The 452-nt window shown below is 63.5% G+C and carries 1 protein-coding gene; it reads right to left on the reverse strand.

The genetic code is table 11. The features are described 5' to 3' along the window. On the reverse strand, positions 1-452 hold a 452-nt coding region (locus tag J3361_RS29350), incomplete at both ends, for a carbon starvation CstA 5TM domain-containing protein (RefSeq protein ID WP_279382110.1).

Raw genomic sequence — 452 nt, forward strand, 5'->3', positions numbered from 1 at the left:
ACCTTGAGCGCGTAGAACAGGATGCTGAAGACCACGAACAGGAACAACACCGTCAGCGTTGCGTTGGTGTAGGCGTTGAACACCACGTGCTGCATCTGCTCGATGCTCTTGGCCGGGGCCAGGATCTGGCCGGCGGCCAGGGCATCGTTGTATTTGCGCGCCAGGGCCAGGAAGCCGATCGCCGGGTTGGCGTCGAACAGCTTGATCAGGCCCGCAGTGGTGGTGCAGATCAGCAGCCAGCTCGCCGGCAGCAGCGTGACCCAGACATAGCGCTGGCGCTTCATCTTGATCAGCACCACGGTGGCGAGCATCAGGGCGATCCCGGCCAGCATCTGGTTGGAGATGCCGAACAGCGGCCACAAGGTGTTGATGCCGCCCAGCGGATCGATCACGCCCTGGTACAGCAAGTAACCCCACAGCGCCACGCAGCCGGCGGTGGCGATCAGGTTGGC

Origin of the sequence: Pseudomonas sp. OA65 (genome assembly GCF_017498305.1) — a bacterium.
GTDB classification, from domain to species: domain Bacteria; phylum Pseudomonadota; class Gammaproteobacteria; order Pseudomonadales; family Pseudomonadaceae; genus Aquipseudomonas; species Aquipseudomonas zanjanensis.